The following is a 26,272-nucleotide window of genomic DNA, read 5'->3' on the forward strand; positions in this document are numbered from 1 at the left end:
AATTTATTATATAAAAAGATTTTCATTAAATATTAAAAACAGTAATAAAATGTGTCATTTACTTATTTAACATATTCCCCAAAATCTAAATGTTCAGTAATATGATTATATCTTTTTTCCTTAGGAGGCAAATCCATATAATTTCCATATAAACTTTTCAATATACTATCATAGTTTTTAGGAGCATTTACTTCAATATTCTCAAATTTAAGTTTAATTATTTGATTAAAATCTTTTTTATAGTAGATTTGAGGATATTCGTCAGAAGTGGCCGAAATATCAAATACACATTTACAATTATCATCCTGATATTTTTTTAAAAAATTTAAACATCTTCTGTTAATAGTTTTAGGTTTTATTTTGAATAGATTAAGAATGTAATATCCAAAATGAGTAATTACTTTTGTTAAAAGAGGTAAATCCTCTAATTTAATTTTAGACATGATTAATAATTTATTATAAAGAAATGATTTTTTTAGTTGATAAAATCTTTTAAATTTACCATTAGCCAAATCATCTAAAACAAAAATATCAATATTAATTCCAACATGAAATTCAACTTGATTAACCCATTCCTCCTCAAAAAGAGTATTTTTAAGCATTAATTTTGAAAGCAAATGAAAATAATCTTCAGATGTTTCATTAGTTAATAATTCATATTTATCATTTGGTGTAGAAAGAAAAATCTTTTTGAATTTTTCATAATCCTTTCTAAACATTACCACATCCAAATCATCATCCCATGGAATAAAACCATTATGTCTAACTGCTCCTAAAAGCGAGCCTGCATAAATATAATAAGTTAAATTGTTTTTTTCACAAAATTTGATAAAATCTTTTAAAATCATTAACTCTAAATTTTGCAAATGTTTTAAAGTTTTATTATCATATTCTGTGTATTTCAATTAACCACCTACTTATTTAAAAAGTCCATGAAATTTTCTTTATTTTCAATTGCAGTTGTTGTTGGTCTTCCAAGGTCTTCTCTTGCACCAATTGAAGATTTTATTTCAATAAACGAAAGATTATTTGAAGATTTAACTTTATTAAGTTCATCATCTAACTCTTTAAAATTATCAACTGATGCAACATATGAATATCCACATGCTTTTGCAATATCAACTAGATTGATATTATTTGCTACAGTCGGCATTCCTCCAACAGTTTCATGAGCTTCATTATTAATAACAATATGAACCAAATTATTAGGATGTATATTTCCAACAACTGCAACGGCTCCCATATGCATTAAAAGAGATCCATCACCATCAATACACCAAACTTTTTCATTAGGTTTATTTATAGCTACTCCTAAAGCAATAGAAGAAGTATGTCCCATTGAACCAACAGTTAAAAAATCATTTTGGTGAGATTGATTATTTCTTTCCCGTATTTCGAATAATTCCCTACTAGTCTTACCAGTAGTTGAAATAATTGGATTATCCTCAGTTATTTTGATAATATGTTCAATAATTTCCTCTCTAATCATACCATTATCATTTTGATATTTTATTTCACCATCATAATATAAAGCACCTTTTTTAATTACAAATGCAACTTGTTTACCCTTTTTAAGAACATTGTTATATTCATTCATAGTATTTTCAATTTCATCAATTGTTGTGTCTTTATCTATTGTGAAATTATCAATATCCATTAAATCAAGTAATTTACAAGTAATCTCGCCTTGGTAAATGTGTTGAGGTTCATCATGAGTCTCTGGTTGTCCTCTCCAACCTATTATAAAAATAGCCGGAATTGCATATACATTATCATTTAAAAGTGATGCTACAGGATTAATAATATTGCCTTCACCACTATTTTGTAAATATATAACCGGAATTTTATCAGTTGCTAGATGATATCCTGCAGCAAGTGCAGTACAATTACCCTCATTTGCGGCAATAATATGGTGTTTTTCATCAATCCCATAAGTATTCATTAAATAATCACATAATGCTTTAAGTTGTGAATCTGGAACGCCCGTATAAAATTCGCAAGCTAAAACATCAACAAAATCTTCAACTTTCATGTATTTGCCTTTTTATTTATTTAATTGTGGAGTGATAATTTCATCTATTAAGAAATTAGCTGTTTTTTCAATATCCTCATATTTAACTTCCTTTGGAAGATCCACTTTAAATACATTATCCACTTTAGAAATTAAGTCATCAGTATAATATAGAGAACCATCTTTAATATCTTCTATACCATCTAAAGCTAGAGATTCACGGTTTGCTTTATCCATTTCATCAAAACTAAATACTGATTCATCAATCCAAGCAGATATATTATCATCTTTATACCCTATGATTATAGGATATCCTCCAATATGTCCAAATACTCCTGGAGCAAACACTTTTTGGTTCTCACCAGTGCGTATTGCATCAATTATCGCTGATATAATGCGATAATTACTAGATGCATTCATCATATTTCTTTTTTGATCAACAGGCATGCTTATAGAACACATCTTATAAATATCATTATGAGGAATGTTTTGTTCTTCTCCATTATAATAAATTTTAAGAGGTAAATCTATACCTTCAGTTTGGCCTTCTTTACTTATGCAAACATCATGAAAATGTGCTGCTGCAAAATTAAAGTCTACATTCCAGAAATCATCAACTCCTAAAATATCTGCTACAGCAAATTTCATTCTTGGAATTAAATGATTTAAATTACCACTTCCAAAGTCAGGATATGCTTTACCTGCACTTTTAATCCATGGAATAACCGCATCAGAATAAGAAGTGTTAATAACAATTGCATTAGTATCTACATTGTCACAAGCTTCCATTATATTTTTGGTGAATTTAATAGATAATGGAGTCCAAATACCATATGCTCTTACATTATGCCATGATATACTTCCATATTTAATTCCCGCATATGCTCTACTTGAGTTAACAATGAAATCTGGATTATGTTTAGAAATCACTTTTTCAATTGATTTTATATCATTTAAATCCACATTACCTTCAATTTCAATTTGTGATTTGTTAACTTCACGTATTAAGCTTGCAACTCTAACAATGTTAACATCAGATTGCATTTTTTCAGTATTTCTTCCAACAACGACTAATTTTATTGCAGAATCATTTTTACCTACTAAAAAATCTAATAAATAGGTTCCGACACTTCCTAAACCTATTATCATGATTGTTATTTCATTATTATTTACATTTTCTTCAACTATTTTTAATCTTTCATCTAATGATTTCATATTATTCCCTCCAGTATTTTTTTATTAATTTATAATCTTCCCTAGTATTACAATTTACCCAACGTCTTAATCCAATTAGTTCAATTTCCTCATTATTTTCAACTAAATCCAAATATTTTTGAATTATACCTAAATTAGTGTCTTCAATTAAATATTTTTTAAAATAATCATTTGCTATTTTTAGCAAATCCATATCTTGGAATTTCCATATTTGACCTGAATTAAAAATTGCTTTAAATGGTTCATTTATAGTTAAATTTCCATGATCACTATTAAATAAGTAATTATATTCATTATTATCATTTTGATATAAAACTACTGCTTTATTTGAGTAAATTACTTCATGATTAAATGTTAAAACATTTTTATTTGACTTTACAATATTCAAAAAGGATTCATTATCAACATCTAAGTCTCCTTCAACAAATAGAATCTCATTAATATTTTCAAAATTAGTTAAAGCCTCTTTAATTCCAATATATAAGCTATAACCTGATTTTAAATCATCATAATGATTATTCATAAATAATAAAATTTTATCTTTAAAATCTTTGGGAATATTTTGAGAAATATAACTCACTAAATCATCAAATTTAAATCCCCCTACAATTATGATTTTATCATAATCTGAGACTTTTTCAATTAATTGATAAAGTAAAGTAAATTTAGGATTATCTTCCCAATACAAACATTTTAGAACTTTATTTTCCTCTGAAATATCTTTATTAAAACGACTAGAAATTCCAGCAACAGTTATAATAGCTATTTTCAAACAATCCACCTATCTAGTATAATTTTCAATACATTCATCTAAACCATTATCTAAATCAATGATTGGATTCCAATCAGTTCTTGTTTTAATTTTATCTGTAGATAACAATCTTCTTTCTGGATCAGATTTACGATAACCTTTAAATTTAATAACAGGATGTTTAATACCCATTTTTTCTGCAATTAAATTAGTTAGATCAATTATAGATATTTCTTCGTCGGTTGCAACATTATATATTGAACCATCTAATGCAGAATCGGTTTTTGCTAACTCCAATACAGCACTACAACTATCATAATTATTTAAAAATGTTCTACAATTCTTTTTAGAATTTTCAAGTAATATAACCTTTCCTTCATTTTTAAAGCTATTAATAATATGTGGAATAATATGTTTTGGATATTTTTCATCTTTACTGTAAACATTTGCAAAACGAATAGAACATCCTTTTATTTTACCATTATCTACTGCATCTTTCATGAAAAATTCTGTTAATAATTTTCCAGTTGCATAACTTGTTCTTTGACTATGTTCCGCATCAGCCATAGTAATATAATCCGATTCTTTAACTCCCCCACATTCATTCCAGGAGTTCATGGAATATATTTCTGAAGTGGAACAATTAATGTATTTATCTGCACCTACACGGATTGCTTGGCTTAAAAAGTCATTCATTCCAACAACATTTGTCTCATAGGTTTCATAAACATTGTAAAAGTGTTCTGTATGAACTACTGCCGCACAATTTATATAAATTATTTCATCAAATTCATTTTTTGATTTTGAAACTAATAATTCAATAGATTTCATTTCCTCTTTATTATTTAAGTCATATTCAAAAAACGTGAATCCGCTATGACCTAAACAGTCTTTAACTGTATCAATTGAAGATGCATAGAAATTATCAAAACCAATTATTTTTACTTTATCTTGATTTTGATTTAAAAGTTGGCGAACCAACTCATTTCCAGTCATTCCAGTTACCCCACTAATAACATATAAAATTTTCATTCTTGTTTCCTCTTAAATCCCATTATATAATCTTTTTCTGTAAAAATCATCAATACTTCCATCATATAAATTCATAGCTTTTTCTTTTGGATACTTAACTGATTTTAATTCAATACTCATTGAATCTGTGTCTAAAACTGCATAACAAGCATTAGGATTATGGTTTCTAGGTTGGCCTACAGAACCTGGATTAATAAACAAAACTGCTTTTTTATCTCTCATTTCAGGATTGTCCATTTCATAAAACTTTTGAAATACATGTGGATAATGTGAATGTCCCGACAATACAATGTCATAATTCATATAATTTCCATTAAGATTATCTGGAAAAATTGCCTTCCAATAACTATCAATTAATGACCCATGAATTGCCAATACATTTTTTCCAGTAATTTCAAATTCATATTTACCTTCATGAATTAATTCATTATTTAGATAATCTCTGGTTTCATCAGAAAGTCTTGACGCAGTATATTTTGCTGAATCTACTCCTCTTTTGGATGAAAACTGATTAAAATTCTCAGTTAAAATTGCTTTTTCATGATTTCCCCAAATATTACAAATGATCATTGAAGATAGATTATTTTTAATATACTCTACAACTTCATTAGATTGCATTCCATAATCTATTAAATCTCCTAAAAGAATAATAAAATCAATATCATTAAAATTATTAATTACTTCTTTTAAGGCTAATAGATTTCCATGAATATCTGATAAAATTGCATATTTTGACATGTAATCACATTATAATTCATCAATTAAGGTTATAATATCTTTAATGGAAAGTAATTCTTCATCAATTTCATGTGCTCTGTGATGTTTTAAAATACTTTTCGCAGCATTTTGCATTGCAGGAAAAGCAGCTCTTAATAACTGATTAGCATAAATAACAATATTAACTCCATGAGAAATTAATTCGTCTTCAGTTATGGAATTATATGATGAAGGAACAACGATAATTGGAGTTTCTTTATCTCTAGCTCTAAATTTATCACAGAATTCTAATATTTCGTCAGGTTCTTTTTTTCTACTATGAATCATTATTCCATCAGCACCAGCATATCTAAATGCAAATGCTCTTTTAAGCGCATCATCCATACCTTTCTCAAGAATAAGACTCTCAATTCTTGCAATAATCATGAAATCCTCAGATAACTGAGCATTTTTACCTGCAGCAATTTTTTCACAGAAATGCTCAATATCATCCTGAGTTTGCTCGACTTCGGTTCCAAACAGCGAATTTTTCTTTAAACCTATTTTATCTTCAATGATAACTGCTGAAACGCCCATTCGCTCAAGTGATCTTACAGTGTAGACAAAATGTTCTGCAATACCTCCAGTATCTCCATCAAAAATTATTGGTTTAGTTGTAACTTCCATAATATCATTAATTGTTCTAAATCTAGAAGTCATATCAACTAATTCAATATCGGGTTTTCCTTTTTCTGTACTATCACATAAACTAGATATCCACATTGCTTCAAATTGATCAATATGATTTTCCTCAGCAATGACAGTTTTTTCAGCAATTAAACCAGTTAAGCCACTATGAACTTCAATAGTTTTAACAACAGGAACCATTTTTAATAATTGTCTTAATCTTGCTCTTCTAAGTTCAGGCATGGCCAATTTTTCTCTCATTTGCCTATCGGTTTTTTGAACTTCACTGCTAAAAGTGTATGGAACTTCAATTAATTCTCCACCATATTCATTAAGGACCGTTAAGATATTTTTCTTAATTACTTTCATTGAATCTTCGACCCAATTATCCCCATGAATAATATAATTTGGACGAAGTTCTTTCACTACATTATCATACATTATGTCATCTTGAATTATAACTTGTTTTACATTTGGAATTGATTTAACTAATTCCACACGTTCACCAGCAGATTTTAATGGAAATCTATTATATTTGACCATTTCAGAATCACATAAAACACCAACTACAACATCACCATATTTATTAGCTTCATTAATTAGATTTAAGTGACCATCATGGATTACATCAGTACAAAAACAAGTATAAACAATTGGATTATTAGATTTCATAGAAATTACCTTTATACAGATATATATGAAAAAAAGAAATATTTAAAAATTTCCAAGATAAATATTATAACTAACAAAATTTAACTAAAAAAAATATTTAGAAACGTTATGTGTAACTATGAATTTTAAAATAATTGCAATAATCTCAGTTTATAATATTGGAAAAACTTTAGAAAATGCAGATTCCAGATTCTTTGATAAAGATTTCTTTATAAAATATATTATCAAGTAAACAAATTACAATTTGCTAAAAACTTATGTTTATAGGTATTATGCTCTTTTCATTGCAAAATTTTATTTAATCCATTTAATAAGATTATTCAAATAATATATTATCAAACACTAATGTTAACAAGTAATAGGATATGAATCCAAAAATGCTTAATAATTATCAACTAAACTTATAAAAATGATAACAGATAGTCAAGGAGAGAAAATATGTTTAAATCAAAAAGGTATGATGATGAAACATTAAAACATCTTCAAGAAGTTCAGATAATGATTTTTAAAGATTTCATCAAAATTTGTGAAGAAAATGATTTAGATTACTATGTATATGGTGGAACTTTACTTGGTACAATCAGACATGGTGGTTTTATCCCTTGGGATGATGATATAGATGTAATTATGTTTAGAAAAGAGTTCGATAAATTAAATAAAATTATGGAAACTAATTTAGATGAAAAATACGATTTTTACAATTGTTTAAATGAAAAAACCTATTTCTATACATTTGCTAGATTAACTTTAAAAGGTACTTTATTTGAAGAATGGTGGGCCAATCAAGTAGAATACATTCCAAATATATTCATAGATATTTTTATTTTAGATAATATTCCAAATAATAAAATCTGTCTCTTATACCACATCTCCGAGCCCACGAGACCTCTCTACATCTCGTATGCCGTCTTCTGCTTGAAAAAAAAAAAATCCAAGACATTTCTCGCACTGTTCTATTAAAAATTTTACCAATATCTCCACAAAAAATTAAAGAAAAATGTATTAAATCATATGAAAAATATAAAGATATAGAATGTAGTCATGTTTGCGATTTTCCAGCAATGTGTCAAATGCCAATTTATGATAAAAAAGATTGGTTACCTATAAAAAAGGCAAAATTTGAATCTATAGATGTCAATATACCAAATAATCCTGATAAAATTCTCAGTAGAATTTATGGAGACTACATGAAATTACCTCCAAAAGAATCAAGATTTAGACCCTCTCCTGAAAAAATTGATTTTGGAAAATATTAAAGAATAGTATATTTATGAAAAGAGATGATAAAATGAAGTTAAATGTTGCAGTTATTGGTGCTGGAGCAATGGGAACTGCTATTTCACAATCAATAGCTAAAAATGTAAATAAATTATTTTTATATGCTCGAAAAGAAGAAATTTGTAATGAAATTAATTCAAAACATTATAATACGCACTATTACCCTAATTTGAAATTGAAAGACAATATTATCGGCATTAATGATTTTTCTAAACTAAACCAAGTAAAGGTTATTTTTTTATGCATACCTTCATCAACCGTTAGAGAACTGACAACTGAATTGAACAGAGTTATTTCAAATGATTGTATAATCATCACAACAGCTAAAGGATTAGAATCAACCACTAATAAACGTATGACTGAAATAATAGAAGAAATTACAAAAAGACCCGCAGTAGCATTATCTGGACCCAATATTGCATCTGAAATGGCTAAAAATTTATCAACTGCCACAACAATTGCTTGTTCTGACGAAAACTATTTGAAAATTGTTGAACGAATCCTAAAAACAAAAAAATTTAAAGTTAATTCAAATACTGACGTTATAGGAACTGAGTTTTGTGGAGTAATAAAAAATGTATTGGCCATTAGTCAAGGAATTTGCGAAGGGTTAGATATAAATGATAATGCTAGATTTGCATTATTTACCAAAAGTTACAACGAAACAAAAGATTTAATTGAATTATTAGGAGGGAACAGAGATACGGTGGATGATTACTGTGGATTTGGAGATATTATAACTGCCTCAACATTATCTGTAAGTAGGAATCATACATTAGGAGTTTTATATGGGCAAGGAATTGTAGTTGATGAAAAATCGTCGGGAATACTATTTGAAGGCAAAAATACTGCAATTATATTAAAAAAATTATGCGAAAAAAACAATTTTGAAAGTTTAACCGTTAATTTTGTTTATGATATAATTGTTAATAAAAATAATGCCAAACTATCATTTAATAACTTTTGGGACGGATTATAATATGATTTTTGCAGCAATGCTCGCTGGAGGTATTGGAACAAGAATGGGATTAAACAAACCAAAGCAATTCATATGCATTGGAAACAAACCAATCCTTATACATTCAACTGAAACATTCCTAAAAGTTAATGAAATTGATAAAATAATAATATCCTCTCCTAAAGAATACATCAATACAACAAAAGAACTAATTAATAAATACTTTCCAAATAATCCGCGAATTGTAGTCATACAAGGAGGTAAAACAAGAAATGACACTATTTTAAATTCAATTAATTATATTAAAGAAACCTACAATAATAATCATATATTAATTACACATGATGCATCTAGGATCTTTGTAAGTACAGGATTAATTAAAAAAAGTATTAAAAATGTAATTAATCATGATGCGGCAAGCCCAGTTATTCCTGCTATCGATGTGATATTTGAAAGTAAAGAAAAAGGAAAATTAACTGATATCCCTCAACGAAAGAATTTATTTCATTCACAAACTCCTCAAAGTTTTAAAATCGATAAATTTATGGAAATTTATGAAACACTAAATGAAAATGAAATAAAGCAATTAGATGAAGCTATGATGTTATTTTTCTTAAGAAATGGAAATGTTAAATTATTTGAAGGAGAATCAACTAACTTTAAGATCACACGAAATATTGATTTGAAAATTGCAGAGACATATCTAAATAAAAATAGTCTATAAAATATTAACTCTTAGTGAAAATCAAGAAATCTGCAAAAAATTTAAACTATCAATTTTTAAATAAATAAAAAACAAAATCAAGATGTCTAAATCATAAAATGCCTTAAATAGCATAATAATCATTGCCAAATATTTACTAAAAATATCCAGTAACTATCAAGGTAACAGAAAACTTATTAAATTAATAAAAAATAATAATAAAAATATAAATTAAAATAATTACACTGCGAGGATAACTATGGATTTAAGTAAGTTATATAAAAAATTACCCTCAAAAATTCAAGAATCAGATGAATTATTAATATTGCTTATGAAAATTTCTAAAACTATCAGAAAAACTAACTCAAAATCAACACCAAATTATGCATTAAATTCTATGTTTAAACATAATAATGTGAAAATTACAGGATCTCTTCGCCATATCCAACAAATGTATTTAGAATTATTACGATTTATAGATAATATTTGCGGAAAATATGATTTAGACTATTGCTTAATTTATGGAACATTGATTGGAGCTATGCGACATGAGGGTTTTATTCCATGGGATGATGACTGCGATATTTTAATGATGAGAAAAGATTATGAAAAATTAATTGAAGTATTACCTCAAGAATTAAAAAAAAATGAATTTTTAAAAGAAAATTGTGCGCTAACAAAATTAATTAATAAAGAAGAAAATTATTTTAAGGACATGAATTCCATTTATAACAAAAAATTGGGTCATGATGATTATTTCAATCAACCACATTTAGGAAAATCAATATTTTTACAAATTGGTTGGTTAAAACCTATGGTTAAATTAGATATTTTCCCATATGATTATGTCAAAGAAAACAAAATTGATTATTACAATAAAAGTTATAGTGCTTATAAATTTTCATTTAGAAGTTCCTTATTTGAAAAAAATAACTTTAAATTTAATGAAGAATTTAACAGAATCTTCAGTAAAATGGGTTTAACCTTGAATAAAACTGATTATATTGGAGAAGGAATTGATGCTAGCGAAATTGATGATTTTGGATGGTTTCCAACAGAATACATATTTCCCTTGAAAACAATTCAATTTGAAAATTATGAATTCAAATGTCCTAATAAACCAGATAAATTACTTAAATTATGGTATGGTGATGATTATATGGATATCCCCTCAAATATTACAATGCATGGTTATCAAGAATATAATTCCACATTATTTAATTCTCAGACAGAAATGGAAATGTCTTTTAAAAATACTATAAAAAAATTAAAAGAGATTAATGATGAAATAGAACAAAATATTTAATATGAAATTAAAAATTGAGAATAAATCAAGACACATCAAATATTTTTTAAATGAATCGGAATATAGTGAATAATCCTTTTTAGATATTTGTAAAAAAATTATTATAGATTTATAAACTTTTAATGATTAAACAATATTTATGTCCATTAAAATAAAATATCAAAATAATAGTGAATACATACCTGAATAGAAACTTTAAAAGTTTTATTATGAAAAAATATGAACTTTAATCTTTTAAATCGTTGCAAAAATTAAAAAAAATAGATTAATTCAGTATATACAAAAAATATATTTAAGCAAAAGGAGACATAATATGGGCCAAATAACAACAATATTTAAAAATATGAGTTGGATATTAATTTCGCAAATCATAGCAAGCATATGTGGATTTATTTGGACTATTCTAATAGCAAGATACCTTGGAGTTCAGGAATATGGAATTTTAGGATTTGCCACCTCATTAACTGCTATTCTATCAATTACTAGTGATTGGGGCATCAGCACCCATATTGTTCGCCATATTGCAACAAATTATGAATCATCCCCAAAATATCTAGGAAATGCACTTCCATTAAAATCCATTTTTGCAATAGGTACATTATTTTTGACATGTATATTATTATTAATAATGAAATCTGATGAGATTACACTTACAGTGACATTACTCTTCACCCTAGAAATAATAATCAAATCATTCATTAATTTATTAAATGGAGCATTCCAAGCATTTGAAGAAGGAAAATATCAAGGAATAGGCAATACTTTATTAAATTCTTTATTACTCATATTTATTCTAATTGCAATTTTCACGGATTTAGGAATCATTGGAATCGCAATTTCTTATTTAATAGCTAATTTTATTACATTAACTTTTGAATATTATTATCTAAATAAAAAAATTACAAAACCAAAATTTGAATTAGATACAACTTTCTGTAAAAAAATAACATTATATTCGCTTCCTTTTGCTATATCAAGTTTATTATACTCAATTTACTTCTCAATAGATGTTGTAATGTTAACCCATATTTCAGGCAATTATGCTACGGGAGTGTATAATGCAGCATACAAATTAATTACTGTTTTAACAGTATTTTATACTGCATATACTGCAGTAATATTTCCAGTAATGAGTAAATTTTTTAAAGAGAATGAAAAAATTTTAACAATAATATATGAAAAATCAATTAAATATTTAATGTTAATTATGATTCCTCTATCAATAGCAACACAAATTTATGCAACAGATATTGTCCAATTAATATATGGACAAGAATATTATGCCTCTGCACAAATTTTATCAATTTTAATATGGACTGTCTGTCTATTATTTATAGCTAGTCCCGGAAACATACTATTAGATTCATCACACAAAGAAGTAACTGTTACAAAAATTTACGCTATAGTTGCAGTATTTAATATCATTTTAAATTTTATTTTAATCCCAAAATTTTCATTTATAGGAGCTGCAATTGCAACCGTATTAAGTGATATCTTGATTGTGATAATCCAAAAATATATAATCCATAAAATTGGCCATAAACCAAATAAAAAACTATACACTGATTTAATAAAAATCACCATAGGATCAATAGTTTTAGGAATCGCACTCTACTTCTTAAACTTAAATATGTGGATAGCCATACCTATTGGAATAATGATTTACTTAACAGTTGTTTACCTCTTAAAAGTCTTTGATAATGATGATAAATACGTGATAAAAGAAATTCTAGGTAAAAATTAGCCCATTAGAAAAAAGAGTATAAAATTAAAAAAGATTTTGTTATAAATGTTCAATCCAGATTGGTTATTTTCTTCTTATTCTAGAAAATGCTCCCAGTGAAGGTTTTTAAAGATAATGATTATCTACATTATTCCGAAAGTGTTAAAAAAGAATTTAATGAAAAACATGGTGAAACTTCCCTCCCATATGGAAAGTAAAGTTTCCGAACCTATTAATTCTTAATATACTTTTTTAAAACGTCAACTTTATCTGTTTCTTCCCAAGGAAGCCCTTCAATACCAAAATGACCTTTTTTAGCTGTTTGTTTGTAGGTAGTGTCTCTCAGGTGAAGAGATTCGATGATGCCATCTGGAGTTAAACTGAAGTTTTCACGTACAATTTCTTCCATTGTCTTATCACCAATGTCTGCACCGGTTCCAAAGGTATCTATCATGACCGAAGTTGGTTGAGCCACCCCAATTGCATAAGACAATTGGATTTCACATTTTTCAGCAAGTCCACTAGCTACAATGTTTTTAGCAATGTATCTTGCCATGTAACATGCACTCCTATCTACCTTAGTACAGTCTTTTCCTGAAAATGCCCCTCCACCGTGTCTTGCATATCCACCATAAGTATCTACGATGATTTTACGGCCAGTCAAACCGGCATCACCATGAGGTCCGCCAATTTCAAATTTGCCTGTTGGATTAATGTGTTCTTTAGTGTCTTCAGTCATTAGCTCTTGGGGAATAACCTCTTTAAAGAGTTTCTCACGAATATCTTCTTTCAGTCTGTCCTGATTGTCTGAAACAGACTCGTCATGCTGAGTTGACAATACTACCGCATCAAGTGAAACAACATTTCCATCACCATCATAGTTAACTGAGACTTGTGCCTTACCATCAGGCCTTAAATATGGTATCTCCCCACTTTCCCTAAGTTCTGTTAATTTATTTGTGAGTTTGCGAGCAAGATCAATTGGGAATGGCATTAATGATTCGGTTTCATTGGTTGCATAGCCAAACATCATACCCTGATCTCCAGCACCAGTTTCTTCATCTTCTCCTCTGTTTACACCTTGGTTAATGTCTGGAGACTGTGAATGAAGTTTATTTGAAATTATACAATCATGCCCATCAAATTCTAAATCAGGACTATCATAACCAATTTCAATGATTGTATCTCTTATAATCTTTTCAATTTCATCACCTGAAATATCAGCAGTTGATGTAATCTCACCAAATACCATACAAAAGTCGGTTGTTACGCAAGTTTCACATGCAACATGTGAATATTTATCCTGTGCCATATATGCATCCAATATTGCATCAGAAATTATATCAGCAACTTTATCCGGATGCCCTTGAGTTACTGATTCAGATGTAAATGTCCTATATACTTCGCTCATTATTTCACCATTTATGAATTATTAAAAGTCAGTTTCTTAAACATTCACTAAGAAACGATAAACATACATATTTTAATATCTTTTAATTATTAAAACTTATTAAAAAATGAAATATTTTATAAAAATCCACATCCAGTGACAATAATCCAATTAATTTTATTAATATTGAAAAACAATTATTATATAGATTAAAATGAATGACAAAATTAGTATTATTTTACCTATTTTTAATGTTGGAGACCATCTCAAAGGTGGAATTGACTCTTTAATTAACCAAAGCATAGGTAATGAAAATTTAGAAATCATAATGGTCAATGATTGCTCAACTGATGAATCTAACATGATAATAGATGAATACGATGCTAACTATGATTGTTGTCATGCCATCCATCATGAAAAAAACAGCGGCGCCGCATATACTCCCCGCAACACCGGTATTGAAGCATGCACCGGAGACTATATAATGTTTCTTGATCCGGACGACAGATACACTCCAGATGCAATTGAAACACTATACCAAGCAGTTAAAGTCAATGATGCCCAAATAGCTTTTGGCCGTTTTAGAAGAATATTCGAATACGGAGGCAAAGTTCAAAAGTCATACTCCCCATATAAAGATGAGATAGAAAAGCACTACCCGAATGAGGTTTTTGAAACTGAAAACTTCATTAATGTTCCGGATTTCCTTTGGGACAATTTTGTTGAGAGATTCCTATATGGCAAAACATTAGAAGTAACATACCCAAGAGACACTCCTCTCGATATTATAAAGGTAGATAATATTGAACAGGAACCGGATATTCTGAAAATGCACCCGTCAGTGTGGAGTAAAATTTATAGAAGGGACTTAATCATGGATAATGGCATTCGTTTCCAGCCATTTGTTTCAGGAGATGACATGGCATTTGCCCTTGAAACGTTCCTTAAAGCTGAAGGAATAGTATTCTTAAATAATTTCATGTGCTATGACTATTATATTCGTGATTTGCCAAATGATAAATCAATTACAAAAACCGTCAATGTCAGATTGCTTGACGAATTGATGGAATCCTATATTTACTGTAGGAAATGTACCGATGGCTTTTCAAAAGAAGTGCAAAACGTTAGCGTGAATCCTCACCTCCTACATTGGACATATACTTGGAAAAACTCTCCGTTTACCAAAAAAGAGAATAAATTACTTTTAAGTAAAGTAAATAAACTTAAAAAGATCCACTATACTGATTTAAAAACTAAATGCCTGTTATCTTCCATTACAACAGCATTAGAAAGTAAAATTTATACCACACGTGAGTAAATCTCACGAAATAACATTTTAAAAAATAAGGAGTCAATCCTTTTTCGTACTTAAATCATCATTATAAAAACGATAGAAATCAGCACAGAAATCACAAATCGGAAATTGGCCATTGCGATAATATGCCAAGTCGGCTTTATTCATATCGAATTTCTTGCCGCAGATAAAACAAGTTTCTATTTTTTTTTCCGCCATATTAAACCTTAAAAAAAAGAAAATGATTAGGTTAAATTATATTTAACCTATGTTGTATTTTTGCAAGAGCAAAATCTCTTCGGTAGATACTTTTCCACCTTTTTTGAATTTTTCAAAGATTTGCTGTGCCCTTTGTCTTTCTTCACGGTTTTTATTAGGGCCGGAAGATCCTTTGTTATCAGGTTTTCTACGTTTAGGTTTGTTGGAACCTAATTTTTTGTTGATAACATGAATATCACTTAAGATAGCTTTAAATTCTTCATGTTTAGCGGATGCATTTTTACGTGCTTCAATGAAGTTTTTATGTGCTTCATCTGCTGCAGTTCTGATGTCATCTGTTTTTCTGAAATATTTAAGCATTTCCTCGTGAGCTGTTTGAGCTTTTTCTGAAAGTTCAATAACTTTTTCATGTTCTTTTTCAGACAGTTTTCTCAATTCATCAGCTTCAGCTTTAACAGATTCATCTTCATGAATGTCCATTAATTGTTTTCTTAAATCATTTGCATTTTTAACAAGCTGATTTTCTTTCTTGATATCTAAAACGCGAGTTTCAATGATCTTGTCGATTTTTTTGATTTCATTTTCTATTTTAACTTTATCGCGTTTACCGGAATTCCATTCAATATTTTTGATTTTGATGTTTGCTTCATTACGAGCTCTTTTAGCAGCTTCAACATCTTTATTGATTTCATTACGCTCGTTTTTGTATTCAATAGCTTTGTTTAAGTTTTCCTTTAAAGATGCATTTAACTCATCTCTAATTCTACGGTGTTCTCTAGCTATTTTATTGAACTCTTCCCTTTCATCAGCAGCTTTTGCGATTTCAGCTTCTTTTTCATTTTTTTGTTTTCTTACGCCTTCCATGGTGTCGGCAAGAACAAATTCAGGTTTTTCTTCAGAAGCATCTTCGGCTTCTTCAACAGTTTCTTCTTCAGCGGTTAATTGATTAAGGATTTTATCTAAGACTTTGGTTAAGTCTTTTTCTTCTACTACAACATCAGCTATTTCCTTTACAGAATCTTTTGCATTGAATGCAATTCCGCAACCAGCTGATTCAATCATAGAAATGTCGTTTGCGCCATCTCCAACAGCAACTACATCTTCAAGTGCAATTCCTGCTTTTTCAACATGGTCTTTTAATACATCTAATTTAGAACCAGAAACTAAAGGACCAGTCACTTCGCCAGTTAATTTACCATCTTCGACTGTGAAACTGTTAGTGTAAACTGCTTCAACTCCGAGTTTGTCGCAAACTTCGCTAGCCACTACATCAAAACTACCACTGATGATAGCCACATCAATATTTTTTTCCTTCAAGCCATTGATGGTGTCAAGAGCACCAGCCATTAATGGAAGTTCGCTAGCAACTTTTTGGATTTCCTCAATTGAAGTTCCTTCAAGAAGTTGAACTCTGTCTTTAATAGAAGTTTCAAAGTCTATTTCACCTTGCATAGCTTTTTCAGTAATTTCAGCTATGTCTTCTTCAACATTTGCTAATTTTCCTATCTCATCTATTGCTTCACCATCAATAATAACATTATCTAAGTCAAATACTACAAGTTTAATCAATCATACCACCAATTATAATAAATCTAGCTCACTTAATCTATCGTAAGCTCTTTCGACACCAAGTTTAGCGTCGCTTTTGGTTTTAGCACCGGTACAAACCACTTTACCAGAACCAAATAATAACAATACAACTTTAGGGTCAGATAATCTGTATACCAAACCAGGGAATTGTTCAGGTTCGTATTCAGTATTTTCCAATTCTAAAGCGACTGCTTCTAAGTTTAATGTGGATTCTAAGTTTGCAGAAGCCACAATGTTTTGAATTTTAATATCGAATTCGTGAGGAATTTCAGTATCAATACTCCTCATCAAGTCGACAGTTTTTTTAATTGCTAATCTAGAATCATCTATAGATTTTGCTCCAGTACAAACAAGCTTACCAGAGCTAAAAATTAATGCTGCTGTTTTAGGATCTTTGAGTTTAAATACCAATCCCGGAAACTGTTCACGATTAAAATTAACCCCTTCCAAAGCTTCAGATACTTCAGTTAAGACAATATCTTTTCCAATGCTTGCAGAAGCAACAATGTTTTCAATTTTAATATCAACATCGGTCAATTTAAAACCTCCAATTTGTTTTTAAAAGTAGTAAGTAAAATTTAAGAAAACAAAAATATTAAATTAAATTTTCACTAATTAAATATTTTATTTAAATAGTATATAAAGTTATGTTTATTTAAAATAGATTAGACTTTTTATAAAAAAAAGCAAAATAATGACTTTTCGAAATAAAAGTTTATTTATAAATAAAAATCAAAAACATGTATTGAAAAAACCTGTTTATAAATGTTGCTACTTTTCAATAATATTTTATAAAAACCGGCTATTAAAAAATGAAATTGCAATAAACACCAAATCAACCACCGATGTTCACTAATCATTATATATAATAATCAATGCTGACAAAAGTACATTTGATATCATGATTGAAGTTGAAGTAAAAGCTGAAATAAATAATTTTAAAGAAATGGAAGAAAAACTAGAAAAACTAGGTGCTGAAAAAAGTAAAAAGGAATTTCAGGAAGACATATACTTTGCAAGCCCAATTGTAGACTTTGCCAGAAGTGATGAAGCCCTAAGAATAAGGTCTACAAACAATGACACTTTCATAACCTATAAAGGCCCAAAACTCAACGATAAAGCAAAAACCAGAAAAGAAGTTGAGATGGCAATAGAAAGTGCAAGAAAAGCCAGAGATATCCTTGAAGAGATTGGTTTTAAAGAAGTAAGGCGCGTTAGGAAAAATCGTCAATACTACACTTTTGAGAACTTTGAAATTTCACTTGATGATGTCGAAGGATTAAGGCCATATATGGAAATAGAAATAGCTTTAGAGGGCAATTCTGACTACAGTGAAGCCCAAGATAAAATTTTCAAACTCTTTGAAAAATTAGGCATCACAGAAGGCTTTGAGAGAACCTCTTATTTGGAACTTTTAGAAAACTTAAATAATGACTAAATAATAATATTAAATATTAACTTAACGAAGTGATATATTGCAATATTTTATAAGTCATTATAATAAAGAATGTGAAATTACATTTCCCGACGATTTCATAATTTATGATACAACCTTAAGAGACGGTGAACAAACTCCCGGAGTTTGCTTTAGCCTTAATGAAAAATTGGAAATCGCTAGAAAATTGGATCAATTAAAAATTCATCAAATTGAAGCTGGATTTCCTATTGTTTCACAAAGCGAAAGAGAATCAGTAAAAGCAATAGCCAATGAAGGTCTTGATGCTAAAATTTTGGCCCTGACAAGAACAAAGCCGGAAGATATTGATGCGGCGATTGATTGTGATGTTGACGGAATAATCACATTTGTTGGAACCTCCGACATTCACCTAGACCACAAAATGCACATTACACGTCAAGATGCCATTAACTTATGTGAAACTGCAGTTGATTATGCTAAAGATCATGGATTATATGTTGCATTTTCCGCAGAAGACGCAACCAGAACCGATATTGAATTTTTAAAAAGGATATATTCAAAAGCGCAGGAATGTAAAGCTGACAGAGTTCATATTGCAGACACCACAGGTGCAATAACACCTCAGGGTATCGAGTATATGGTTCGCGAACTTGTAAAAGACCTGGACATCAACATAGCTCTTCACTGCCACAATGACTTTGGCCTTGCAGTCATAAACTCAATTACAGGAGTCTTGGCCGGTGCTAAAGGTATTTCAACAACTGTAAATGGAATTGGTGAGAGAGCAGGCAATGCTTCACTTGAAGAAATAATTATGGCTTTGAAAATCCTTTATGGTAAAGATTTAGGTTTTAAAACAAAATACATTACAGAACTGTCAAATATTGTTTCAAACGCCAGCGGACTTCCGATTCCATACAACAAACCTGTTGTTGGAAACAATGTATTTAGACACGAATCCGGAATCCATGTTGATGCGGTTATTGAAGAGCCGCTATGCTATGAACCTTATATACCTGAGCTTGTTGGACAGAAACGTCAATTAGTGCTCGGCAAACATTCCGGATGTAGAGCTGTAAGAGCTAAATTAAATGAATGTGAACTTGATGTGAGTGATGACGAGTTAATTGAAATTGTAAAACAAGTTAAAAAACAAAGGGAAGAAGGCAAATACATTAACGACACAGTATTCAAGGAAATTGTTAAAAATACTAAAAGATAAGGCAATAATATGAATATTACTGAAAAAATCTTATCTGCAAAAGCGGGCCATGAAGTAACCCCTGGAGAAATCATAGAAATTCCAGTTGACCTTGCAATGTCTCATGATGGAACAAGCCCCCCTGCAATTAAAACATTTGAAAAAATATCCAACAAAGTATGGGATTCGGAAAAAATAGCCATTATCTTTGACCACAATGTCCCTGCAAATACTATCGGTTCGGCAGAATTTCAAAAAGTCTGTAGGAATTTTATAAACGAGCAAAATATCACAAAAAACTTCATTCATGGGGAGGGAATTTGCCATCAGGTAGTTCCTGAAATGGGTCTTGTCGAACCTGGAAAAGTTATCGTTGGTGCTGATTCGCATACCTGCACCTATGGTGCATTCGGAGCATTTTCAACTGGTATGGGAGCAACTGACCTTGCAATGGTCTGGGCAACTGGCAAAACATGGTTTATGGTTCCTCAAGCCATTAAAATAAATGTTACAGGAAAACTGAATGAATACATTGCTCCTAAAGACATCATACTAAACATTATCGGCAATGTAGGAATAGCTGGCGCAACTTATAAGACTGCAGAATTTACAGGTGAAACTATCGAAAATATGGGCGTTGAAGGAAGAGCGACCATGTGTAATATGGCAATTGAAATGGGTGCTAAAAATGGCATAATGGAACCGAATAATGAAGTAATCCAATACATTTGCCAAAAAACAAATAAAAAAGAGTCTGAATTAAATATTGTTAGGTCTGATAAAGATGCAGTTTATGAAAAAGAACTCAATTTTGACATTAGTGATTTAGAACCGCAAATTGCCTGTCCAAATGATGTGGATAATGTAAAGGACATCTCAAAAATTGATGGAACATCAATTGACCAATGCCTAATTGGATCATGCACTAATGGAAGACTTTCAGATTTAAAAGAAGCCGCTGAAATTTTAAAAGACAATGAAATTGACGACAGCGTTAGACTGCTAATTCTTCCAGCTTCAAGAGAAATATACAAAGAGGCGATGCATCTAGGTTTCATTGATACATTTATTGATGCCGGAGCCATCATTTGTAATCCTGGCTGTGGTCCGTGTCTTGGAGGACATATGGGCGTTTTATCCAAAGGAGAATCCTGCATTTCCACTACCAATCGTAACTTTAAAGGCAGAATGGGAGATCCTAAATCTGAAGTATACTTATCCAGCTCCAAAGTAGTAGCGGCATCAGCCATTACTGGAGTTATTACAAATCCAAAAGATTTATAGGTAATTAAAATGACCCCCGATAAAAATGAGGCCAACAAAAGCCTCATCGAAAAAATAACAGAACTAGAAGAAAAACACGACGAAAATTTCTCGAATACACAAAAAATCCTACTAACAACCGACGGATCCATTACCGCAATTTTAGATGTATTGTACGGTAAAATTACCCTTAAAACACTTGACCAGCATTTCGAAGATGCAGATGAAAATCATGCAAGATTAGTGAATGTTGGCGAAGGCGAGGAGATTAATTTTAGAGAAGTTATAATGCATAGAAACGGTAATCCTTTGATATATGCCATCTCGCATATACCGTTAAAACGATGCTCCAAAGAAGTTTGTGCAGATTTGATTAGGGCAGATATACCGATTGGTAGAATCTTAAAAAATTACCATATTGAATCCAGACGTGAAGTAAATAACATATTCATAGAAAAACCAAATGAAACTCTAAAAAAGATTTTCAAAACAGACGAGGACATGCTGGCACGTGATTACATTATAATCCACCATGATGAAATATTGATGTGGATTAAAGAAGTATTCCCAATTAGCTATTTCAGGTGATTGAAATGGGTGTGAAACTTAAAGATATTGTTGAACCGGAATCGATTAATTTCAAAGATCTAGAAGGAAGAATCGTCTCGATTGATGCCTTCAATACACTTTATCAATTCCTATCGACCATTAGGCAACGTGACGGAAGACCATTAAGTGATGAAAACGGCAATGTAACCTCACATTTAAGTGGAATATTATATAGAAACTCTTCAATGATTGAAAAAGGCATTAAACCTATTTATATCTTTGATGGAAAAGCACCTGAACTTAAAAGTGAAACACAAGCAAAAAGGCGGGAAGTAAGAGATGAAGCAGAACAAATTTATAAAGAAGCTCTAAAAGAAGGAGACACTGAAAAAGCAAGAAAATTTGCAATGAGATCATCCAAACTCTCACCAGAAATTATTGACTCCTCTAAAAAACTGTTAACATATATGGGCATTCCATATGTTGAAGCTAAAGGTGAAGGAGAAGCACAGGCAGCTTATCTTGTATCCAATGGAGATGCATATGCAGTTGCCTCCCAAGATTACGATTGTCTATTGTTTGGAGCTAAAAGAGTTGTAAGAAATCTTGCAGTTAGCTCAAATCTAGGAAACCTTGAATATTACCAGCTAGACAAAGTGCTGTCACAATTAAATGTTACCCATGAACAATTAGTAGACATGGGGATTCTAATTGGAACTGATTTTTGTGAAGGCCTTAAAGGCATTGGTGCGAAAACCGCACTTAAATTAGCCCACAACGGAATGTTACAGGAAAAACTAGATGAACTTCAAAGTCAATCCACACATGACTTAAAAGAAGTTCGTGAAATATTCCTAGAGCATAATGTAAATACCGATTATGAAATAAGATGGCAAAAAGCAAAAAAAGATAAGATTATTGAATTTTTATGCTACCAGCATGGTTTTTCAGAAGACAGAGTATTAAAAGCTTCTTCGAAACTTAAAAACTTAAATTCATCCCAAGGAAGCCTTGATGCATGGTTTTAATTATTATTGATTGCATTAACAATAGCCAACATCTTTAATTATTTTTTCATTTTCAAAAAAGTTCTAATTGATTGAAAATACCATCATGTAATGATTGGCCCATATAAAATTAATCAAACCCCTATTTCAGTATGCGATTTCACTTTAAACAAAATTTCCCTGCCATCGGAGTTATTTCTATAACTTAAAGCTTATAAATAGCTTATCGTGAAACAATTGTGCATAAATTAATCAAAAAGCAATACAGAGACAAATTTTTAAAAGAGACCATATTCCATTAAAAAGACAATTAATTGGATTTTGGATACTCCATATACTATTCCAGAAACAAAGAATATCAATATGGAGGAAAATTCTCTCCAAAAACTTTTTTTGCATATTTCATAGCCAGTTCAACTTGCCTCTGGTGATGTTTCATCATTTCCCTTTCAAAATAATTCCGTGAAGGTGATTTTAAAATTAATTTAAGCAAATCCTCATAAGTTTCAATAGCTAATTCCATATTAAAATTGTGTTTTTCAATTAATTCCGGAGTTAATTTCTCAAAGCATGGAAATTCCAATGTTTTACATACAGCATCAGTTGAAAAATAAGTCATACGAATTAAAGGAGATATTGAGGATACAAGCACATGGTTTCCAAGTTTAATCAATGGAGGAATTCCGGTTTTTTCATACCTCTCCATTGAGGTTAGTTTATCATGATTTTTAAGATCATAACAGTGCAGTTCTGTGTAAAAATCAGGGCGGAAATAATTTATTAAACCTAAGATTTTCAAACCTAATTCAGACTCATAATATTCTTTTTTAATAGTGGAAATATATGGAGTTTTGTCAAAATTGTAAAAATAAAACTGCCCATCCGATAGGTCATCTTCATTAATGCGTTTTAAGAACCTGCGAGATGTTAAACCTTCATTTCCATGAATTCCACCAATGAATAATTTGGTTGGTCCCCTACCATTGTCAATATATCTAAAATAAGACATGTGAAAAAAAAGTATTTGGAAGGAAAATCTATGTTCCTTCCTGCCAATTATTCATGTAATCTTTTTGCTTATCTGTTAAAGAATCTATTTCAATGCCCATAGCCTCTAATTTCATAGTAGCTACATTATAATCGATTTCATCAGGTGCTTTAGTAACTCCAACAGACAAGTCATTGTCTAAAATGTGTTTAGCGGACAGTGCCTGTACGGCAAAACTCATATCCATAATCTCAGCAGGATGACCTTGTCCACGTGCAGCTGATAAATTAACAAGTCTTCCATCGGCCAATAAGTAAATTTTACGTCCATCCTTAATGGTGAACTCTTCAATACTTTCACGTACTTCTTTTACTTCAGTTGAGATTACCTCTAAATCTCCCCTATTGATTTCAACATTGAAGTGACCTGAGTTTGCAAGCATGCAACCATCTTTCATGTATTTAAAGTCATCACCACAGATAATATCGGCATTGCCTGTTACGGTAATGATTAAATCAGCTTGTTTTACAGCTTCACGAATGGTCATTACACGATATCCGTCCATTCTAGCTTCAAGTGCACGGATTGGATCAACTTCAGTTACGATTACATCGGCACCAAGACCTGCCGCTCTTAAAGCAAGGCCTCTTCCACACCAACCGTATCCGCATACGACAATTGTCTTGCCTGCAATTACCATATTGGTAGTTCCCATAATCGCGTCAAAACTGGATTGTCCTGTACCGTAACGATTATCAAATAAGTATTTGGTATAGGCATCATTTACAGCAATAACTGGGAATTTTAATGCGCCATCAGCATGCATTGCCTGAAGTCTGTGGACCCCAGTGGTGGTTTCTTCACATGCCCCCCTAATATGACTTAAGAGTTCAGTTCTTTCATTGTGAAGTACCATAATCATGTCTGCACCGTCATCAATGATTATGTCCGGTTTGTGATCAAGTACCATGTTAATGGTTTGGTAGTATTCTTCATCGTCTTGTTCCCTCCAACCATAAACGTTCAGGCCTAAGTCAGCAGCTCCAGCTACTGCATCATCATGAGTAGATAATGGGTTGCAACCAGTCATTGCCACTTCGGCACCGCCAGCCATTAAAGTTAATCCTAGGTTAATGGTTTTAGGTTCCAAGTGCAAACATGAGCCAATTGTTATTCCTTTGAATGGTTGAGTTTCTAAAAATTCTTGTTTAATGTGTTCTAAAACAGGCATATGTTTTTGAACCCATTCAATTTTTCTTACACCTTCAGGTGCAAGTGAGATATCTTTTACTTTACTCATAATATCATCATTGAAAATTTGTTAAATAATATTTTATTAAATTTAAAAGTAATTAAATATAACTTTTTAATTGGTGACATTTTTCAAAAACTTAAGTGATAAAATATTTTTTTGATTAATATATGCACTTAAATTATAAAAATATTCCCCGGTGAACTGTCCAATAGCTTGATTTTTATAATTACTGTATTTATCGCATTATTTAAGCTTTAGCTTTATTATCCGTAGTGTTCTCCAATCCAACCCTGATTATTTGGCCAACTGCAACTATAACAAAAATTTGGATCTTCTAAGAGTTCACCGCATTCCGGACAATATTTTTCTTCTTCATCTTCCTCTTTTCCTTTATTATGGCAATATTCACATATCCATAAATCCTTTCCATGATCAAAGAGTGTTTCACAATTTTCACAAGTGTAAAAACCTTCTCCCCTATCAGTTTCACCGCAATATGGGCAAACAAACTCTACATACTCAGTATATACTTTTTCATCACAAAATGTGCAAGCAAACCATGCATCCTCATCATCTGCTTTTTCATTACAATCATTATATTCTACCATTTATATCACCTTTAAAAAGAACCCTGTACTTTATTTAAATAATTTTTAATCCGTTTCTTATCAATTTTCCTTTTCACTCGAACTTTTATTTTTGTTAAAGTTTTTTCATAAAATGCTTGGATTTTACATTTAAGCGATTCAACTGCTTGCTTTTTTTTACACTTGAAAAAATACTTGGCATTATTTAAAAATCCCAATAATAAATTATGAATAGTGTAATGGAAAATAATTATTATCAATAATAATAAAACAGCCCATTCTCCATATTATTGTTTGAATTCCAGACATTTAAATCTTTTGGGTTTTGGGCTTAATATTGATGGAAAAACTCAAATGGGGAATGGATTATTCGATTTTCTTTAATTAACATTTAACTACGGAAAATGGATATTTCCAAAGTATTCCTGTAAGTATAGCAACACATATACCGCCACCCATTTTATCCGGTGCTGTCTAAAA

The 26,272-nt window shown here is 30.2% G+C and carries 25 protein-coding genes; 11 read left to right on the plus strand and 14 right to left on the minus strand.

What is annotated here, in order from left to right; translation table 11 throughout:
- Positions 1-62: 62 nt before the first annotated feature.
- Genes Q9969_RS08330 through aepX form a run of 7 tightly spaced genes read right to left on the minus strand, consistent with a single transcriptional unit; the run spans position 63 to position 7,064 of the window.
- Positions 63-905: a LicD family protein gene (locus tag Q9969_RS08330; RefSeq protein ID WP_305556207.1), complete on the minus strand. Its 843-nt coding sequence runs from the start codon at positions 903-905 to the stop codon at positions 63-65.
- Between the two features lie 8 nt (positions 906-913).
- Entirely contained in the window at positions 914-2,032 is a 1,119-nt protein-coding gene (gene aepY / locus Q9969_RS08335) for a phosphonopyruvate decarboxylase (RefSeq protein ID WP_305556209.1), read from the minus strand.
- 12 nt (positions 2,033-2,044) lie between these two features.
- The gene (locus tag Q9969_RS08340) at positions 2,045-3,226 is read right to left on the minus strand and encodes a saccharopine dehydrogenase NADP-binding domain-containing protein (RefSeq protein ID WP_305556211.1); all 1,182 of its coding nucleotides are present in this window, start codon (positions 3,224-3,226) and stop codon (positions 2,045-2,047) included.
- A 1-nt stretch (position 3,227) separates the two neighbouring features.
- Positions 3,228-3,998 (minus strand): DUF6564 domain-containing protein, encoded by a 771-nt coding sequence (locus Q9969_RS08345; protein WP_305556213.1) that lies wholly within the window; start codon positions 3,996-3,998, stop codon positions 3,228-3,230.
- Between the two features lie 9 nt (positions 3,999-4,007).
- A complete protein-coding gene (locus Q9969_RS08350; protein WP_305556215.1) occupies positions 4,008-5,009 on the minus strand; it encodes an NAD(P)-dependent oxidoreductase in 1,002 nt (333 codons plus the stop codon).
- Between the two features lie 12 nt (positions 5,010-5,021).
- The gene (locus Q9969_RS08355; RefSeq protein WP_305556217.1) at positions 5,022-5,747 is read right to left on the minus strand and encodes a metallophosphoesterase family protein; all 726 of its coding nucleotides are present in this window, start codon (positions 5,745-5,747) and stop codon (positions 5,022-5,024) included.
- Positions 5,748-5,756: 9 nt separating this feature from the next.
- On the minus strand, positions 5,757-7,064 hold the full coding sequence (aepX, locus tag Q9969_RS08360) for a phosphoenolpyruvate mutase (RefSeq protein ID WP_305556219.1): 1,308 nt from the start codon (positions 7,062-7,064) through the stop codon (positions 5,757-5,759).
- Positions 7,065-8,050: 986 nt separating this feature from the next.
- Between aepX and Q9969_RS08370 the strand changes: the two genes are divergently transcribed.
- The 5 genes from Q9969_RS08370 to Q9969_RS08390 all read left to right on the plus strand — a co-directional run bounded on the left by Q9969_RS08370 (position 8,051) and on the right by Q9969_RS08390 (position 13,053).
- Positions 8,051-8,320: a LicD family protein gene (locus tag Q9969_RS08370; RefSeq protein ID WP_305556844.1), complete on the plus strand. Its 270-nt coding sequence runs from the start codon at positions 8,051-8,053 to the stop codon at positions 8,318-8,320.
- A gap of 32 nt (positions 8,321-8,352) precedes the next feature.
- Positions 8,353-9,321 (plus strand): NAD(P)H-dependent glycerol-3-phosphate dehydrogenase, encoded by a 969-nt coding sequence (locus Q9969_RS08375; RefSeq protein ID WP_342766069.1) that lies wholly within the window; start codon positions 8,353-8,355, stop codon positions 9,319-9,321.
- Position 9,322: 1 nt separating this feature from the next.
- Entirely contained in the window at positions 9,323-10,024 is a 702-nt protein-coding gene (locus tag Q9969_RS08380) for a 2-C-methyl-D-erythritol 4-phosphate cytidylyltransferase (protein WP_305556227.1), read from the plus strand.
- A 238-nt stretch (positions 10,025-10,262) separates the two neighbouring features.
- Positions 10,263-11,309: a LicD family protein gene (locus Q9969_RS08385; RefSeq protein ID WP_305556230.1), complete on the plus strand. Its 1,047-nt coding sequence runs from the start codon at positions 10,263-10,265 to the stop codon at positions 11,307-11,309.
- 313 nt (positions 11,310-11,622) lie between these two features.
- The gene (locus Q9969_RS08390; RefSeq protein ID WP_305556233.1) at positions 11,623-13,053 is read left to right on the plus strand and encodes a flippase; all 1,431 of its coding nucleotides are present in this window, start codon (positions 11,623-11,625) and stop codon (positions 13,051-13,053) included.
- A gap of 211 nt (positions 13,054-13,264) precedes the next feature.
- On the opposite strand, the gene metK is transcribed toward Q9969_RS08390, so the two are convergent.
- Positions 13,265-14,443 (minus strand): methionine adenosyltransferase, encoded by a 1,179-nt coding sequence (gene metK, locus Q9969_RS08395; protein ID WP_305556236.1) that lies wholly within the window; start codon positions 14,441-14,443, stop codon positions 13,265-13,267.
- 193 nt (positions 14,444-14,636) lie between these two features.
- On the opposite strand from metK, the gene Q9969_RS08400 reads away from it, so the two are divergent.
- Positions 14,637-15,740 (plus strand): glycosyltransferase, encoded by a 1,104-nt coding sequence (locus tag Q9969_RS08400; RefSeq protein ID WP_305515263.1) that lies wholly within the window; start codon positions 14,637-14,639, stop codon positions 15,738-15,740.
- 33 nt (positions 15,741-15,773) lie between these two features.
- Here the strand turns inward: Q9969_RS08400 and Q9969_RS08405 are convergent, their stop codons facing one another.
- From Q9969_RS08405 to Q9969_RS08415, 3 genes are read right to left on the minus strand one after another with little or no spacing between them, the layout of a single operon-like run.
- Entirely contained in the window at positions 15,774-15,935 is a 162-nt protein-coding gene (locus Q9969_RS08405) for a hypothetical protein (RefSeq protein ID WP_305556239.1), read from the minus strand.
- Between the two features lie 42 nt (positions 15,936-15,977).
- A complete protein-coding gene (gene serB / locus Q9969_RS08410; RefSeq protein WP_305556242.1) occupies positions 15,978-17,504 on the minus strand; it encodes a phosphoserine phosphatase SerB in 1,527 nt (508 codons plus the stop codon).
- Between the two features lie 12 nt (positions 17,505-17,516).
- A complete protein-coding gene (locus tag Q9969_RS08415) occupies positions 17,517-18,062 on the minus strand; it encodes a TATA-box-binding protein (RefSeq protein ID WP_305515269.1) in 546 nt (181 codons plus the stop codon).
- Positions 18,063-18,426: 364 nt separating this feature from the next.
- On the opposite strand from Q9969_RS08415, the gene cyaB reads away from it, so the two are divergent.
- The 5 genes from cyaB to fen are packed head-to-tail and all read left to right on the plus strand — an operon-like array spanning position 18,427 to position 22,983.
- Positions 18,427-18,963 carry a class IV adenylate cyclase gene (gene cyaB / locus Q9969_RS08420; RefSeq protein ID WP_305556245.1) on the plus strand — a complete coding sequence of 179 codons (537 nt, stop codon included), beginning with the start codon at positions 18,427-18,429 and terminating at the stop codon, positions 18,961-18,963.
- A 37-nt stretch (positions 18,964-19,000) separates the two neighbouring features.
- Positions 19,001-20,164, plus strand: a complete 1,164-nt coding sequence (locus Q9969_RS08425) for a homocitrate synthase family protein (protein ID WP_305515273.1) — start codon at positions 19,001-19,003, stop codon at positions 20,162-20,164.
- Positions 20,165-20,173: 9 nt separating this feature from the next.
- Positions 20,174-21,427 (plus strand): homoaconitase large subunit, encoded by a 1,254-nt coding sequence (hacA, locus tag Q9969_RS08430; RefSeq protein ID WP_305556248.1) that lies wholly within the window; start codon positions 20,174-20,176, stop codon positions 21,425-21,427.
- A 9-nt stretch (positions 21,428-21,436) separates the two neighbouring features.
- Positions 21,437-21,994, plus strand: coding sequence for a chorismate pyruvate-lyase family protein (locus Q9969_RS08435; RefSeq protein ID WP_305556251.1), 558 nt, complete (start codon positions 21,437-21,439; stop codon positions 21,992-21,994).
- Positions 21,995-21,999: 5 nt separating this feature from the next.
- Entirely contained in the window at positions 22,000-22,983 is a 984-nt protein-coding gene (gene fen, locus Q9969_RS08440) for a flap endonuclease-1 (protein ID WP_305515278.1), read from the plus strand.
- Between the two features lie 337 nt (positions 22,984-23,320).
- On the opposite strand, the gene Q9969_RS08445 is transcribed toward fen, so the two are convergent.
- From Q9969_RS08445 to Q9969_RS08455, 3 genes are all read right to left on the minus strand, one after another.
- Positions 23,321-23,971 (minus strand): DUF2119 domain-containing protein, encoded by a 651-nt coding sequence (locus tag Q9969_RS08445; protein ID WP_305556254.1) that lies wholly within the window; start codon positions 23,969-23,971, stop codon positions 23,321-23,323.
- 28 nt (positions 23,972-23,999) lie between these two features.
- Entirely contained in the window at positions 24,000-25,250 is a 1,251-nt protein-coding gene (locus Q9969_RS08450; RefSeq protein ID WP_305556257.1) for an adenosylhomocysteinase, read from the minus strand.
- A gap of 218 nt (positions 25,251-25,468) precedes the next feature.
- Positions 25,469-25,813, minus strand: a complete 345-nt coding sequence (locus tag Q9969_RS08455) for a hypothetical protein (protein ID WP_305556269.1) — start codon at positions 25,811-25,813, stop codon at positions 25,469-25,471.
- Positions 25,814-26,272 lie beyond the last annotated feature (459 nt).

Origin of the sequence: Methanobrevibacter sp. V74, assembly GCF_963082495.1 — an archaeon.
Lineage (GTDB): Archaea > Methanobacteriota > Methanobacteria > Methanobacteriales > Methanobacteriaceae > Methanocatella.

What these genes read in the sequence shown, in the direction of transcription:
- aepY (WP_305556209.1), bottom strand. Translation starts at nt 2,032, where the DNA reads ATGAAAGTTGAAGATTTTGTTGATGTTTTAGCTTGCGAATTTTATACG.
- Q9969_RS08340 (WP_305556211.1), bottom strand. Translation starts at nt 3,226, where the DNA reads ATGAAATCATTAGATGAAAGATTAAAAATAGTTGAAGAAAATGTAAAT.
- Q9969_RS08350 (WP_305556215.1), bottom strand. Translation starts at nt 5,009, where the DNA reads ATGAAAATTTTATATGTTATTAGTGGGGTAACTGGAATGACTGGAAAT.
- Q9969_RS08355 (WP_305556217.1), bottom strand. Translation starts at nt 5,747, where the DNA reads ATGTCAAAATATGCAATTTTATCAGATATTCATGGAAATCTATTAGCC.
- aepX (WP_305556219.1), bottom strand. Translation starts at nt 7,064, where the DNA reads ATGAAATCTAATAATCCAATTGTTTATACTTGTTTTTGTACTGATGTA.
- Q9969_RS08375 (WP_342766069.1), top strand. Translation starts at nt 8,353, where the DNA reads ATGAAGTTAAATGTTGCAGTTATTGGTGCTGGAGCAATGGGAACTGCT.
- Q9969_RS08380 (WP_305556227.1), top strand. Translation starts at nt 9,323, where the DNA reads ATGATTTTTGCAGCAATGCTCGCTGGAGGTATTGGAACAAGAATGGGA.
- Q9969_RS08385 (WP_305556230.1), top strand. Translation starts at nt 10,263, where the DNA reads ATGGATTTAAGTAAGTTATATAAAAAATTACCCTCAAAAATTCAAGAA.
- Q9969_RS08390 (WP_305556233.1), top strand. Translation starts at nt 11,623, where the DNA reads ATGGGCCAAATAACAACAATATTTAAAAATATGAGTTGGATATTAATT.
- metK (WP_305556236.1), bottom strand. Translation starts at nt 14,443, where the DNA reads ATGAGCGAAGTATATAGGACATTTACATCTGAATCAGTAACTCAAGGG.
- Q9969_RS08400 (WP_305515263.1), top strand. Translation starts at nt 14,637, where the DNA reads ATGAATGACAAAATTAGTATTATTTTACCTATTTTTAATGTTGGAGAC.
- Q9969_RS08405 (WP_305556239.1), bottom strand. Translation starts at nt 15,935, where the DNA reads ATGGCGGAAAAAAAAATAGAAACTTGTTTTATCTGCGGCAAGAAATTC.
- cyaB (WP_305556245.1), top strand. Translation starts at nt 18,427, where the DNA reads ATGATTGAAGTTGAAGTAAAAGCTGAAATAAATAATTTTAAAGAAATG.
- hacA (WP_305556248.1), top strand. Translation starts at nt 20,174, where the DNA reads ATGAATATTACTGAAAAAATCTTATCTGCAAAAGCGGGCCATGAAGTA.
- Q9969_RS08435 (WP_305556251.1), top strand. Translation starts at nt 21,437, where the DNA reads ATGACCCCCGATAAAAATGAGGCCAACAAAAGCCTCATCGAAAAAATA.
- fen (WP_305515278.1), top strand. Translation starts at nt 22,000, where the DNA reads ATGGGTGTGAAACTTAAAGATATTGTTGAACCGGAATCGATTAATTTC.
- Q9969_RS08445 (WP_305556254.1), bottom strand. Translation starts at nt 23,971, where the DNA reads ATGTCTTATTTTAGATATATTGACAATGGTAGGGGACCAACCAAATTA.
- Q9969_RS08450 (WP_305556257.1), bottom strand. Translation starts at nt 25,250, where the DNA reads ATGAGTAAAGTAAAAGATATCTCACTTGCACCTGAAGGTGTAAGAAAA.
- Q9969_RS08455 (WP_305556269.1), bottom strand. Translation starts at nt 25,813, where the DNA reads ATGGTAGAATATAATGATTGTAATGAAAAAGCAGATGATGAGGATGCA.